This window comes from Pseudomonas fluorescens (genome assembly GCF_004683905.1).
GTDB lineage: Bacteria > Pseudomonadota > Gammaproteobacteria > Pseudomonadales > Pseudomonadaceae > Aquipseudomonas > Aquipseudomonas putida_A.
This window is the reverse complement of sequence record NZ_CP038438.1, coordinates 830,942-845,468: the sequence shown is the minus strand read 5'-3', so window position 1 is coordinate 845,468 and position 14,527 is coordinate 830,942. Positions and strand designations below refer to the sequence as shown.

Sequence of the window (14,527 nt, the reverse complement as noted above, 5' to 3'; positions counted from 1 at the left end):
CCGCCTTCGCGAGCAAGCCCGCTCCCACAGGGGATTTCTGGTGTCTGGTCAGGCGGGGTAACCGGTGATTTTGCGGATGCTCTGATACAACGGCTTGAGCTGGCGATACATGCGCAGGTACACCTCGTTGTACAAACGCTCATAGACTTGCTGCGCCTCGGGCTGCGGCGTGAACACCGTGCCCACTCGCGTCATCGCCGCGATTGCTGTGGGGAAATCCGCATACAAGCCCAACCCCACCGCACAACAGATCGCCGCGCCCAACCCGGACGCTTCGTACACATGCGGACGCTCCGCCGGCAGACCAAAAATATTCGCCGTCAGCTGCATCGCCGCATCACTCTGCGAACCGCCACCGGCCACGCGCAGACGCTTGACCGACACCTTCGAGCGCTTCTCGATGTTCTCCAGGCCTTGGCGCAGCGCATACGCCAGCCCTTCCAGAATCGCCCGGTAAATGTGCGCGCGGGTGTGCACGTCGCCGAAGCCGATCATCGCGCCCTTGGCTTCGACACCCGGCTCACGAATCCCCGGCGACCAGTACGGTTGCAGCATCAGCCCCATCGATCCCGGCGGCACCGCATTCACCAGCGCATCGAACAGTTGCTCGGGTTCAATGCCCTGCTCTTTGGCCTGCTGCATCTCGCGCAGGCCGAACTCGTTCTTGAACCAGCTGACCATCCAGTAACCGCGATAAATCATCACCTCGCAGTTGTACTGATCCGGCACCGCCGAGGGGTACGGCGGGATCAGCGGGACGATTTCCAGATAGCGCGAGCGGGTGCTGGTGATCGTCGCGGTGGTGCCGTAGGACAGGCACACCGTGCTCGCATCGACCACGCCGGAACCGACCACTTCGCAGGCCTTGTCAGCGCCCGCAGCAATCAGCGGCAAGCCCTCGGGAATCCCGGTGTGACGGCTAGCTTCGGCGCTGATGTAGCCAAGGGTTTCACCGGGTTTGTGCAAGGTCGGCAACTGCTCCGGACGCACCGCCAGCGCCTGCCATTTCCAGTCACTGGGTGCGGCCCATTTCAGGCGCTTGAAGTCGAACGGCAGATAGCCGACGCAACAACCCACCGAGTCGACAAAGCGCCCACACAAACGATGGGTGAGAAACCCCGAGAGCAGCAAAAACTTGTCGGTCGCCGCCCATACTTCAGGCTGGTGTCTGGCGATCCAGTTGGCCTCGGCCTGAGCACGAAAATAATCCACGGTGGCCTGCGCGCCGACCAGTTTGAACAGCCAGCCCCACGGCCCCTTGATCCCGCCCTCGACTTCGCTCTGGCGCTGATCGAGCCACAGAATCGCCGGGCGCAGCGGCTTGCCCTGAGCATCGACGTTGATCACCGTGCCGCGCTGAGTGGTCAGTGAAACGCCGGCAATCTGCGAGCGATCAATCCCGGTTTGCGCCCATACCTGCTGACAGGCTTCGCCGAGTTTCGCCCAATAATATTCCGGGTCCTGTTCGGCCCAGCCCGGTTGCGTCGAGTAATACGCCTGCAACTCGACCTTGCCTTTGCCCAGCAGATTGCCCTGCAAATCGAAGAGCAATGCGCGCACGCTCTGGGTGCCGTTGTCGATCGCCAGCAGGTAGCGCTTGTTCGAGTGGTTATCCATGGCGCTCTCTTCAAGGGGCATCAAGGCGTGGCATCCGGCAGACCGTGATGGCGTTGCCACAACGCCCGGTAACGCTGCAGCTCTTGCTGCCAGTGTGCATCGTCCCAGCCCAGTCTTGGCTGGCAGAGTTGGCGGATGGCAGCGAAATATTCTTCACCACCGCGCGCCAGCAACAGGCCCAGACGGGTGCGGCGCAGCAGCAGATCATCGAGGTGCAGCACCATTTCCGCTTCGCAGGCAAAGGCCAGCTCTGCCCACAAGGTGTCGGTGTTGCCGACCGTTTCGTGACCCGACTCGTCGATCAACTGCGCCAGTCGCGGCAGGTCGCGACCGTGGCGTCCGGCCAGACGTCGCCCCTGTTGCGGGCTGAGTCCGGGGATCGGCAGTGGCGCTACAGCGGCAAAAACCGCTGCGCCGTCATCTTCGAAATCGCGGCCAAGCATGTCGGCGCAGGCCTTGAGCACTTCGATGGCTTGCGGGCGAAACGTCGTCAGTTTGCCGCCGGCCAGGGTGACGCAACCCGGCTCCTGCCACAGCACATGTTCACGGGTTTCATTCGACGGTTTGCCTTGCTGTTCACCCGCCGTGCTGCCGACCACCGGACGCACGCCGGACCAGGTCGACAGCACATCGCTCGCCGTCACTTCGGCACCTGGAAATTGTTGCGTGCAGGCCGCCAGCAGATAGTCGAGTTCGTCAGCGCTGATGCTCGCGCTCTGGTCCAGATTCTCGCGATGATCGAGGTCGGTGGTGCCAACCACCGTCGCCCCTTCCCACGGAAAAACGAACACTGGCCGACGGTCGCGCTCATGCAGAAACGTGAAGGCCTGCGCCACCGGCAAACGCCAGCCCGGCAGCAGCAGATGACTGCCGCGCAATGGCCGTAGTTGTCGCGGTGCCTCGGGCAAACGCAAACGCTCAGCCCACGCGCCCGTCGCCACCGCCAGCACGCCGCAACGCAGTTGCAACGACCCGCCCGCCTCGCAATCTTCGACCTGAACTCCACACACCCGGCCGTCTTCGCGCAGTAAATGTTCGACGCGCACCCCGTTGAGCACCACTGCGCCATCGGCTCGCGCTTCGCTTAACACGCGCATCACCAGCCGCGCGTCATCGGTCAGCGCATCGACAAAACAGGTGCCGCCGAGCAGGTGATTTTCCTTCACCCCCGGCGCCAGAAAACGCAGTTGCTGCGCGTCATGAAAACGATGGCTGCGGCGTCCGGCCAACGCGTCGTACACCGACAACAAGCCACCGAACACACGCGGCCCGGGAAAGCCACCGCGATAGTGCGGCATCATGAAACTCATCGGCTCCACCAGCCCCGGCGCTTCGTCGAGCAGACGCTGACGCTCGCGCACCGAATCGCGGGTCAGGCGCCACTGGCCCTTGGCGATGTAACGCAAACCGCCATGAACCATTTTCGACGATCGGCTGGAGGTGCCCCAAGCGAAATCCCGTTGCTCCAGCAGCAGACAACGCCAGCCACGCCGCGCCGCTTCGCGCAGGATGCCGGCACCGCTGATGCCGCCGCCGATGACGATCAGATCCCAGGTTTCGTCGGCCAATGTCGGCAAGGTTTGCTGGCGCCACGCAGCGTTCCAGTCCGGGTGCATGACCGTCACTCCTGCAACAGCGTGCCGGGGTTGAGGCGCCCGGCCGGATCGAAGTGCTTGCTCAGCGCCTGCAAGGTGTCCATCGCGAGTGCGCCTTTTTCGCGCGGCAGGTACGGCGCGTGATCCTTGCCGACCCCATGCTGGTGGCTGATGGTGCCGTGGTTGTCGACGATGGTCTGGCTGGCCGCGTGCTTGAGTGCCTGCCAGCGCGCCAGCGTCGCCGGATAATCCGCCGCCGGGCGAAACACGTAAGTGGTGTAGATGCTCGAGCCTTCGCCGTAAACGTGGGACAGATGGGTGAACACATGCACCCGCTCGCCCTGCGCTGCCAAGGCATCGCGCAGGCTGTTTTCGATCAGGTTGAGCAGGTGGTCGACGTTGCTCCAGTCGGTGGCGGTTTCCAGGGTGTCGACCACATAACCGGCGTTCCACAGGTTCTCGCGCAGGTAGGGGAAACGGAAGCGGTTCTGCGCCCACTTCTTGCCGAGCAAGGTGCCGGTGAACACGCCACCGAAGGCTTTCAGATGCCGGCGGGCCTGGCTCAGCGACAGCGCGTTTTGCCGACGGTTGCCGGTCACGCCGAAGGTCAGCAGGCATTTGCCTTCACCGGCACCGCGCAGGCTCAGGTACTTTTCCAGCCAGGCGATTTGCTGCGGATGCCCAGACAGCGCCAGTTGGGTTTCGGTCTCCACCGCGTTCGACAGGCGCAGCATCGACAGCGGCACCCGCGCCTGGGCCAATTGGCGAATCGCTTGCAGCGCCTTGCTCCAACTGGGCAGGAACACTCCGTAAAAACGCTCATCGGCCGGCAGCGGACTGACCCGCACTTTGACCTCGGAAATGATTCCGAAACGACCCTCACAACCGAGCACCACTTCGCGCAGATCAGGCCCCGCCGCCGAGGCTGGGAACGTCGGAATTTCCAACGGCCCGGCGAAAGTTTCCAGGGTGCCGCCAGCGAACAATTGCTCGATGCGCCCGTAGCGCAACGACTGCTGACCGCTGGAGCGACTGGCCACCCAACCGCCCAGCGTCGACAACTCCCACGACTGCGGGAAATGCCCCAGCGTATAGCCGCGAGCGCGCAGCTGACTTTCCACCTGCGGGCCACTGGCGCCGGGGCCGAACGTCGCCAGTTGGCTCTGCTCGTCGAGGTCGATCAGGCGATTCATCCGCGCCAGCGACACGGTCACCACCGGCCGCGCCGAATCCGGCGGGTTGATGTGCCCGGCCACCGAAGTGCCGCCGCCGTAGGGAATCAGGCACAGGTCCTGCTCATGGGCGAGCGCCAGTAATTGACGGATCTGCCCGGCGGTTTCGGGAAACGCCACCGCATCGGGATAGTTGCCCAGCGCACCTTCGCGCAGCGCCAGCCAGTCCGGCAGGCTCTGGCCCCGGGCGTGCAGCAGACGGTCATGGGCGTCGACGCTGTACAAGGTGTGCGCCGCCAGCCGCGAGAGCGGCACCCGCGCCAATGCCGCGTCCAGCGTGGCATCGGGCAACACCTGCCCGGCCCCCAGTCGTTCATGGAGAAACCTCGCGCCCTGGGCCGGCAGTTCGACCACCGTGGTTGCCTCTCCCCAGCCGTTCCAGCGTCGCATGCGTGTGTCCTTCTTATGCAGTCTGATCAGTGATGTGGCAGGCCTCCATACTAGTCAGCGGCCAAAAAGTGTCACGGTCGCATCCGGCCAGTTCGAGTAGCCAATTGAGTCAAACGTCGCGCAAGTGCCAGCCATTTACTTTAGTCGGGGTTTCAAATTACCTTTCAGGCATTCATTCGCTCACGCAGGCCTTGATCAAGGGATTCGGATCATGCAATCGCTCGGCTTCACCTCGGTTCCGCCGCTGCTCAAATACGTGCGCCATGCCGAGCAACTGGGCATGGCCATCGAGCCGGCGTTGGCGGCAGCCGGATTGCAGGCGCAGCAACTGAGCGACAACAGCCTGCGCCTGCCGGGCGAAACCCATGAACGCCTGCTCGATTATTTCTGCGAGCACTCGGGCGATCCGCTGTTTGGTCTCAACGCGGCCAATTTCGTCCTGCCCAATTCCTGGAGCGTGCTCGGTTACATCACCATGAACTGCGCGACCCTGGGCGATGCCATGAGCCGGATCATGCCGTTCGAAAAACTGGTGGGCGACATGGGCGTCAGCCGCGCCGAAGTGCAGGACGGTCATGTACACCTGATCTGGACTTGCCGCTACGAGCGTCCGCGGATTCGCCGGCATCTGGTGGAAAACGTCCTCGGCTCCTGGCTGCAATATGCACGCTGGATCGCCGACACGCAGATGTCGCCCGCCGCCGTGTGGCTGGAACATCCGCGTCCTGCTGACACCACACAAGCCCAGTACGAAGCTTTTTTCGATTGCCCAGTGCTGTTCGAGCAGGCCTATTCAGCGCTGATCGTGCCGTTGGCGTATCTGCAATTACCGCTGCGCCAGGCCGATGCGCAATTGCTGCGTACGCTGGAAGAACACGCGATGGGCTTGATGGCGACGCTGGAGGATGCATCGCTGGAACAACGGGTCAAAAGCATCCTGCGCCAGTTGCTCAAGGAAGGCTTACCGCGCAAGGAACAGGTGGCCGAGCAGCTCGCGGTGTCGGTGCGCACGTTGCAGCGCCAGTTGCATCAGGCGGGGACGTCGTATCAGCAGATTCTTGATGATTTGCGTCAGGAGCTGGCGGAGCATTACTTGCTCAACAGCACGTTGCCGATTCAGGACATTGCGCAGTATCTGGGGTTTACCGAACCGCGGTCGTTTCATCGTACGTTCAAGAGCCGGCGCGGGATGCCGCCCGGGGAGTTTCGGCAGATGCATCGGGGATGACGGGACTGGCCTCTTCGCGAGCAAGCCCGCTCCCACAGGGGATTTGTGTCGTACACAAAATCTGCATTCACTGAAGATCCACTGTGGGAGCGGGCTTGCTCGCGAAGGCGCCAGTCGCCTCACCTCAATCCGACAGACAAATCCTCCGCTCCTGTAGTGCAATAAACACTTTCCAGCACGCCTGTTTAAAGACACTCAGTGTTACGCCCTACTGCCTACAATTCCTTGCGCCGCTACCTACGGCTAAGCCAGAATCCGCCGGCTTGTGCGCCCCGGAGGCCGTCGGTAACTTGAGTCCGTCACTGATTTCCAGTGATCGGGTTTAGTAGCCCGAGGTTTTTGGGGCGTATCGCTCATCAGACAGTCAGGTCTTTGCCTGAACGTTATGGTGGCTGTGCGCAGGGCGCCCTCGGGCGCGCCGGTTTCCCAGATCCCCGGTCTACTAACCTGCGCACGGCTGCCTCCATTTCTTTTAGTAGGGAAACGGTGGCCAGCCCTCAATGAGGATCTGGCAAATGTTCAAAGTTACACCCAACCCGCCGCCCACCGACGCGGCCTCCCCCTACGAATCCCCCGAATCAAGGAAATTCCACGAAGCCGCCGAGCGCGCCCTCGACCACTACCTCGGCCCACCGAGGCCCGCGATCATGGCCACCCCGTACCAGCCCAATCGTCTCTACATGGCCAACCCGGCCAGCGGCACCGAACCGTTGCTGGCCGACGCCAGCGAAACCCTGGGCTCGGCCACCGTGATGCTCAACGACTTCGCCGGCCTGCTTGAAGGCTCACACCGCAAGACCCTGCAAGGCATCGCTCAGGTGGTGATGGTGGCGGAAATCGCCGTCAATCGGGTGCTGGATCAGTTAGTGCCAACCGAGTAACGAAAAAGCCCGCGGCAAAACCTTAGTGGTTTGGCAGCGGGCTTTTTTGTATGGCGTGAATCTTTTTCCCTCACCCCAACCCTCTCCCGGAGGGAGAGGGGGCCGATCGAGGGATGCTCGCGAGACACACCGACCTGAAAATACTGCTGTGAATGCACAATCGCAGCGGATCATTCAGGTCGATGTACAGCGCAAGACACCTCGGTCAGTCCCCTCTCCCTCTGGGAGAGGGTTAGGGTGAGGGGCTCTTCTCAGCTCAAACACTGATCGCGTTGGTAAACACCAACCGATTACCAAACGGATCAGCAATCGTCATGTCCTGACTGCCCCACGGCATCGCCTGAATCTGTGGGTGCGAGAACTTGTAGTCCTTGGCCACCAGTTGCTGCTGGAACGCCTCCAGCTCATCGGTCTCGATGCGCAACGCCGAACCCGGCGTCGCATCGCCATGATGCTCGGACAGGTGCAGCACGCACTCGCCACGGGACACCTGCAGATACAGCGGGAAATTGGCTTCGAAACGATGCTGCCAGTCGATCTTGAAACCGAGGAAGTCGACGTAAAACTCCAACGCCTTGTCTTCATCGAAGATCCGCAGGATCGGGGTGGTTTTGCCGAAGCTCATGGGGTGCTCCCTGACTTGTTTGGCCCAAAAGTGTAGACGGGCTGGATGTCAGCAATTCGGCTTGGCGGTGGCTTTCTTTAATTGCAATGTGCCACCACTGTGACGCACTCCGCGAAACGTCAGCGAAAGTTGTTGCGCAAATCCCCGTCCCGCGCCAGAAACCGCCCTTCCCGGCGACCATTCGCCTGCCCATCGCGATAACTCAAAACGCCATTGACCCACACCCCGTCAATCCCCTGCGCCGCCCGCTGCGGATCATGGAAATCCGCCACATCGCGCACCGTCAAAGGATCGAACAACACCAGATCCGCCCAGTGCCCCTCGCGAATCTCGCCGCGCTCTTTCAAGCCAAACCGCGCCGCCGACAGGCCGGTCATCTTGTGTACCGCCGTGTGCAGCGGAAACAAACCGAGATCGCGACTGAAATGGCCGAGCACTCGTGGGAAAGCGCCCCACAGTCGTGGATGCGGGAATGGGTCTTCCGGCAGTCCGTCAGAACCGACCATCGACAGCGGATGCGCGAGGATTTTTCGGACGTCCGCCTCGTCCATGCCGTAGTACACCGCGCCCGCCGGTTGCAGGCGTTTGGCGGCGTCGTGCAGTGGCACGTTCCATTCGGCGGCGATGTCGATCAGGTCGCGGCCGCTGACTTCAGGATGCGGCGTCGACCAGGTGATGGTGATGCGGTGGGCGTCGGTGACCTGCTTCAGATCCAGCGTCGAAGAACTCGCCGCGTAGGGATAGCAATCGCATCCTACGTGCTGGGTTTTCGCTGCTTCCTCCAACGCCGCGAGCAACTGCGGACTGCGCCCCCAATTACCGACACCGGCGCATTTGAGGTGGGAGATGATCACCGGGGATTGTGAGTGACGGCCGATGCTGAACGCTTCCTCCATCGCCTCCAGCACCGGCTCGAACTCACTGCGCAGGTGGGTGGTGTACACCGCGCCAAATGCGGTCAGTTCTTCGGTCAGTTGCTTCACTTCGTCGGTGGAGGCGTTAAAGGCGCTGGCGTAGGCCAGGCCTGTGGATAAACCGAGCGCGCCGGCTTCAAGGCTTTCACGCAGTTGCTCACGCATGGCGGCGATTTCGTCTGGCGTGGCAGTGCGAAACAGGTCGTCGAGGTGATTGCTGCGCAGTGCGGTGTGACCGACCAGTGCGGCAACGTTTAACGTGGTGTTCGCCGCTTCGACGGCGGCGCGGTAATCGCTGAAACGTGGATAGACGAACGCCGCTGCGCTGCCGAGCAGGTTCATCGGGTCCGGCGGATCGCCTTTCAGACTGACCGGCGAAGCACTGATCCCGCAGTTGCCGACAATCACCGTGGTCACGCCCTGGCTGAGCTTGGGCAGCATCTGCGGCTGGCGAATGACCACGGTGTCGTCGTGGGTGTGCACGTCGATGAAACCCGGGGCGAGCACGCGGCCGGTGGCGTCGATTTCTTCGGTCGCACTGGCATCGCGCAAGTCGCCGATGCGTTCGATGCGCCCGTCGAGAATCGCCACATCGGCACGGTAGCCGGGCGTATTGTTGCCATCGATGACGGTGGCGTCGCGGATCAGCGTGTCGTACAGCATGTCAGTCTCCCAGCGGCAGGTGATCGTCGCCGCCACGGTATTCGTCGAGGGCGAGTTTGATCCGCCGCAGACGTTCTTGATTGTCTTCAGGGTTGGCCAGCGCCAGCTCGGTGGCGAGCACATCAATAGCGAGCAACATGCCGTAGCGCGCCGCCGTCGGTTTGTAGATGAATGAGGTTTCCGCGCCTTGCAGCGGCAGGACGATGTCGGCCAGTTCGGCCAGCGGCGAGTCGGCGCGGGTGATGGCCAGAATGCGCGCGCCATAGTTGCGCGCCAGCTCGACAGTTTCCAAAAGCTCCGGGGTGATGCCGGTCAGCGAGCAGACGATCAGCACTTGCTCGGCGTTCAGGCTGGCAGCGGTGACGCGCATCATCACCGCGTCGTGGCACACCGCAATCGGGTAGCCGAGGCGCACCAGGCGTACCTGCAATTCATCGCTGCACAGGGTCGAGCAGCCGCCCATGCCGAACGCGTGAATCATCCGCGCCTGGCCGAGCATTTTCACCGCGTCGGCGAAGCGCGATTCGTCAAACCCGGCCAGATGCTGGCGCAGCGTGGTTTCGATATCGCCGACAATCTGGCCGTAGAACGCCGACTGTTCAGGTGTGCCCGCCGGGTCGAGAAAACGGCTGCCGACGCCGCTGGCCTGAGCCAGTTGCAGCCGCAGATCACGCAGGTCGCGACAGCCCACCGTGCGGGCAAAACGCGACAACGTGGCGGTGCTGACTTCGGCCCGTTGCGCCAGCTCTTCGAGGCTGGCAGAGGCGGCAAAACCGACATCGTCGAGCATCAGTCGGGCGATACGGCCCTCGCCGGCGCTGAAGGAGTCCTGACGGGCGCGGATCTGATAAAGGATGTCCATGGCGGCTGGCTCCGGTTACAGCAAATAAGAAAGGCCGACGGTCAGAGCGAAAGCGACCAGCGAGATCAGGGTCTCAAGCACGGTCCAGGTCTTGAACGTCTGCGCGACCGTCATGTTGAAGTATTCCTTGATCAACCAGAAGCCGCCGTCGTTGACGTGGGAAAAGATCACCGAGCCGGCGCCGGTCGCCAGCACCAGCAATTCCGGGTGTGGATAACCCAGACCAATGGCCACCGGTGCGACCACGCCGGACGCGGTGGTCATCGCGACGGTGGCCGAGCCGGTGGCAACCCGCATCAACGCGGCGAACAGCCAGCCCATGATCAGCGGCGACAGGTGAAATTCGTGGGCCAGCCCGACGATCTGATCGGTGACTCCGGCATCCACCAGAATCCGGTTCAGGCCGCCACCGGCGCCGACCAGCAAGGTGATACTGGCGGTCGGTGCCAGGCACTCGTTGGTGAATTTGAGGATCGATTCACGATTGAAACCCTGAGCGATGCCCAACGTCCAGAAGCTCAGCAAGGTTGCCAGCAACAGCGCAATCACCGAGTTGCCGATGAACAACAGAAACTGGTTGAAACCACTGCCCGGCGTGGAAATCAGGTTGGCCCAGCCACCGATCAGCATCAGTACCACCGGCAACAGAATGGTCGCCATGGTGATGCCGAAACCCGGCAGCTTGTCGCGCGGTTCGCGGTCGAGAAATTGTTTTTCCAGCGGGTTATCCGCCGGCAGCTGAATGCGCGGCACGATGAATTTGGCGTACAGCGGCCCGGCGATGATTGCGGTGGGAATGCCGATGGCAATCGCATACAGCAAGGTCTGCCCGATCGAGGCCTGATACGCCTGCACCGCGAGCATCGCCGCCGGGTGCGGCGGCACCAGCGCATGCACCACCGACAGACCGGCGACCATCGGCAGGCCGACCATCAGAATCGACACGCCCACCCGCCGCGCCACGGTGAAGGCGATGGGTACCAGCAACACAAAACCGACTTCGAAGAACAGCGGCAGCCCCACCAGAAACGCGATGCAGACCATCGCCCAGTGCGCGTTCTTCTCGCCGAATTTTTCGATCAAGGTGCGGGCCATCTGCTCCGCGCCACCGGACTCGGCCATCATCTTGCCAAGCATCGTCCCCAGCGCCACCACCAGCGCAATATGCCCCAGCGTCTTGCCCACCCCGGCCTCATACGCCCCCACCACGCCCGACGGCGGCATCCCCGCCACCAGCGCCAGACCGATGGAAATCAGGGTGATGACGATGAACGGGTTGAGCCGGTAGCGGGCGATCAGCACGATCAGGGCGATGATGGCGACGGCGGCATACATCAGCAGCCAATAGCCGAAGGAAGGCGTCATGCGGTACTCCTCGAAAGGGTCACGTTCGAATGGGTTATGAAACTCATAAATCATTTCGAGATCGAGTTTTCAAACACCATGAAAGTAATTTTCGTGGAGAGGTAAGGCGTGTCGCTGTTGGGTATGTCTTGTCGCGATTAATGAAAATCGCGGGGTGGGATTTACATGGTTCTCAGGCAAACACAAAAACTTGTGGGAGCTGGCTTGCCAGCGATGGCGGCTGCCCATTCAAGATCTCTGCCGACTGATCCACCGCTTTCGCGAGCAAGCCCGCTCCCACAGTTTGATTGCATTCCTTCAGCAAGAATGCGGTCATCAACCTGTGGGAGCGAGCTTGCTCGCGAATGGCTTCACACGGTGTAGCGCGGGCTCACACCATCTCGTTACGAATCCAGTCCACCACCGACGTACGCTTCGGTACCCAGCCAAGCAGTTCGCGGGCGTGTTTGCCGCGTACCCGGCTGTTGGAGCCAAGGCCGTAGTTGGCCATTTCGTAACCCCACTCGGCTTCGGCATCTTGCAGTGGCCAGTCTTGTGGTTCGCCGAGATTCAGCGCTTCAGCCATGGCAGTGGTCATGTCGATGAACGAGGCCTCACCGCTTTCAACGAAGTAGAAGGTACCCGGTACGTTTTTGGTCAGCGCCAGCAGGTACAGGGCGACGACGTCTTCGATGTGCACGTTGGACCAGATGTTCTGGCCAGTGCCGACATGGCGCACCACGCCGCTTTTGCGCGCTTGTTTGAGCAGACGCGGCAACTGCACGCTGTCGCGATTGACGCCCAGGCTGTGACCGTAGATCAGGGTGTTGCAGATCACCGCCGAGTTCACGCCGTCCTGTGCGGCAGAGAGGATCAGGTTGTCGATGGCCACACGGGCAGCCTTGTCGACGGTGGGTTCCGGCAGGTTGTCTTCGTAGTAGATGACGTCGCTGGACTTGCCGCCCGAGGCATCGCCGACGATGCTCGAACCGCTGGTGTGCAGGAACACTTTGTTCGAACCGCGCAGGGCATCGAGCAACGCTTCGACCGCGCCGCGATGGTCGCTGCTGGCGGCGTTGATCACCGCATCGGCGGCGCGGGCCTGTTCAGCCAGCAATGTGCTGTCTTCGAGGGTGCCGATCACCGGGGTGATGCCCAGTACTATCAGCTCATCAGCCTGTTCGGCGCTACGCACCAGACCCGTGACGGTGTGGCCGGCCCGAACCAGACCGGTGGCGATGGAACCGCCGATGAATCCGGCAGCGCCGGTGATGAATACGTTCATGGAGAAACTCCCTGCGTGAATAAGTGATGCAGCGAGTATCGACCGCTAACCCCGGTGGAAAAACCCGCGATCACCCAAATCACTGTTGCGCAGGGATCACGAATCAACCCTTGAAATCGGCGCTGGCGTAGGCCGCAAGTTTGCTCTGGATGAAGTCGAGGAAGCACTGAATGCGCAGCGCCAGTTGCGAGTTCCGGTAGTACACCGCGTTGATCGGCTGGCGATAACCGCTGTTGAATTCCGCCAGCAGCACCTTGAGGCGCCCGGCGCGGATGTCGTCGATGGTCATGAAGTGCGACAGGCAGGCAATGCCCTGGCCTTCCAGCGCCAGATGGCGCACGGTCTCGCCGCTGGAGGCGCTGATGGCCGGAGTGATTGGCCAACGGTCGCCATGCACGTAGCGCAAAGGCCACTGGTTGAGGCCTTCGTTGTGGGTGAAACCGAGCAGGGTGTGGTCACTCAAGTCGGCGACCTGCTGCGGCGCGCCGTGCTTTTCCAGATACGCCGGACTGGCGACGATCAGCAACGGGCTGCAACCTAGCGAGCGCGCATGCAAGGTCGAATCGGCAAGGGTGCCGATGCGGATGGCGACGTCGGTGCTTTGTTCCAGCAGGTCAATGATCAGGTCATTGCTGTTGAGTTCGAGCTGGATGTCCGGGTACAGGCCACGGAATTCGTCGATGTACGGCACGATGGCGTGCAGCATGAAGGGCGACGCGGCGTTGATTCGCAGGCGCCCGGACGGGGTTTGCTGGCGTGAGGACAGTCGCTCTTCGAGGGCGTCCATCTGATCGAGAATCAGCTTGGCCTGCTCGAAGAAATACTTGCCCTCCTCGGTCAGGTCCATGCGCCGCGTGGTGCGGTTGATCAGCGTGGTGTCGAGCTTGGCTTCCAGCCGCGACAGTGTGCGGCTGACCGCCGAAGGGGTCTGGCCGACCTGCTCGGCAGCGGCGGAAATCGAACCGCACTCGATCACGCAGACGAAAATCTGCAACTCATCGGATCTGGCTTTCACGGGTGTCCCTTATTGATCGTCAGCACAAAATCCATTGTGGAGAGAGAACACCCCTGTGGCGAGGGGATTTATCCCCGATGGACTGCGCAGCAGGCCCCGCTTTTCGAGATCAAGATCGGGGGGCCGCTGCGCGACCCATCGGGGATGAATCCCCTCACCACATTTAAAACCCTCACCACAGTTACAACCGTAACCACATGAAATCACTTCACGCCTTGAGAGCAAACACCTGTTTCAGATGCTGCTCATACCGCGCCACATCATTCTCGATGTTCGGGCGCTTCATCACGTCCACACAGAGGAACGTCGGCAACCCGCTCATGCCCAAGAACTCGTTGGCCTTGTGGAACGGGAAATACACCGCATCCACACCTTTGGCTTCAAAGAAATCGCTCGGGTCATCGAACGCCTGCTGCGGTGCGTTCCAGGTCAGCGACAGCATGTATTGCTTGCCCTGAATCAGGCCGCCGCTGCCGTACTTCTGCGACGCATCGGAACGGGTCCGACCATCGCTGGCATAGAGGCTGCCGTGGCCTTCGGTGAAGACTTCGTCGATGTACTTTTTCACGGTCCACGGCGCGCCCATCCACCAGCCCGGCATCTGATAAATGATCACATCGGCCCAGAGGAATTTGGCCACTTCTTCAGCGACGTCGTAACCCTCGTCGATGAACGTGGTTTTGACATCCAGACCGCCACGATCCAGCACGCTCAGCGCGGTTTCGTGCAGGGTGGCGTTGTAACGACCGTCGGAGTGGGCGAATTTCTTGCCGCCATTGAGCAACAACACTTTTTTCATCGGAACGCCTCGCGCAGCCATTGGGCTGGAGAAAGATGGGAAAACGAATGGCGGCAGGTTAACCATCCATCTCGCGC

12 protein-coding genes are annotated in these 14,527 nt (G+C 61.8%); 2 read left to right on the top strand and 10 right to left on the bottom strand.

Translation table 11 applies throughout. The features are described from left to right. Nucleotides 1–48: 48 nt before the first annotated feature. From E4T63_RS03745 to E4T63_RS03735, 3 genes are read right to left on the bottom strand one after another with little or no spacing between them, the layout of a single operon-like run. Entirely contained in the window at nt 49–1,617 is a 1,569-nt protein-coding gene (locus E4T63_RS03745; protein WP_135294918.1) for an FGGY-family carbohydrate kinase, read from the bottom strand. 20 nt (nt 1,618–1,637) lie between these two features. Next, the gene (locus tag E4T63_RS03740) at nt 1,638–3,233 is read right to left on the bottom strand and encodes a glycerol-3-phosphate dehydrogenase/oxidase (RefSeq protein ID WP_135294917.1); all 1,596 of its coding nucleotides are present in this window, start codon (nt 3,231–3,233) and stop codon (nt 1,638–1,640) included. Between the two features lie 5 nt (nt 3,234–3,238). Beyond that, a complete protein-coding gene (locus tag E4T63_RS03735) occupies nt 3,239–4,834 on the bottom strand; it encodes an FAD-binding oxidoreductase (protein ID WP_135294916.1) in 1,596 nt (531 codons plus the stop codon). A 211-nt stretch (nt 4,835–5,045) separates the two neighbouring features. Between E4T63_RS03735 and gliR the strand changes: the two genes are divergently transcribed. Both gliR and E4T63_RS03725 read left to right on the top strand, forming a co-directional pair. Continuing rightward, nucleotides 5,046–6,062, top strand: coding sequence for an AraC family transcriptional regulator GliR (gene gliR / locus E4T63_RS03730; RefSeq protein WP_098967111.1), 1,017 nt, complete (start codon nt 5,046–5,048; stop codon nt 6,060–6,062). A gap of 515 nt (nt 6,063–6,577) precedes the next feature. Then, the gene (locus tag E4T63_RS03725; protein ID WP_098967109.1) at nt 6,578–6,943 is read left to right on the top strand and encodes a DUF6124 family protein; all 366 of its coding nucleotides are present in this window, start codon (nt 6,578–6,580) and stop codon (nt 6,941–6,943) included. A gap of 256 nt (nt 6,944–7,199) precedes the next feature. Here E4T63_RS03725 and E4T63_RS03720 read toward each other — a convergent pair whose 3' ends face one another. From E4T63_RS03720 to E4T63_RS03690, 7 genes are all read right to left on the bottom strand, one after another. Beyond that, entirely contained in the window at nt 7,200–7,568 is a 369-nt protein-coding gene (locus tag E4T63_RS03720; protein ID WP_135294915.1) for a glyoxalase superfamily protein, read from the bottom strand. Between the two features lie 119 nt (nt 7,569–7,687). Further along, complete coding sequence (locus tag E4T63_RS03715) at nt 7,688–9,145, bottom strand: N-acyl-D-amino-acid deacylase family protein (protein ID WP_135294914.1); 1,458 nt, start codon at nt 9,143–9,145, stop codon at nt 7,688–7,690. Nucleotide 9,146: 1 nt separating this feature from the next. Beyond that, nucleotides 9,147–10,007 carry a MurR/RpiR family transcriptional regulator gene (locus E4T63_RS03710; protein ID WP_115987650.1) on the bottom strand — a complete coding sequence of 287 codons (861 nt, stop codon included), beginning with the start codon at nt 10,005–10,007 and terminating at the stop codon, nt 9,147–9,149. 15 nt (nt 10,008–10,022) lie between these two features. Next, nucleotides 10,023–11,372 (bottom strand): GntP family permease, encoded by a 1,350-nt coding sequence (locus E4T63_RS03705; RefSeq protein ID WP_135294913.1) that lies wholly within the window; start codon nt 11,370–11,372, stop codon nt 10,023–10,025. Between the two features lie 370 nt (nt 11,373–11,742). Continuing rightward, a complete protein-coding gene (locus tag E4T63_RS03700) occupies nt 11,743–12,636 on the bottom strand; it encodes an NAD-dependent epimerase/dehydratase family protein (RefSeq protein WP_135294912.1) in 894 nt (297 codons plus the stop codon). A 103-nt stretch (nt 12,637–12,739) separates the two neighbouring features. Beyond that, nucleotides 12,740–13,651, bottom strand: coding sequence for a LysR family transcriptional regulator (locus E4T63_RS03695; protein WP_135294911.1), 912 nt, complete (start codon nt 13,649–13,651; stop codon nt 12,740–12,742). A gap of 208 nt (nt 13,652–13,859) precedes the next feature. After that, nucleotides 13,860–14,450 (bottom strand): NAD(P)H-dependent oxidoreductase, encoded by a 591-nt coding sequence (locus E4T63_RS03690; protein WP_098967101.1) that lies wholly within the window; start codon nt 14,448–14,450, stop codon nt 13,860–13,862. Nucleotides 14,451–14,527: the final 77 nt, after the last annotated feature.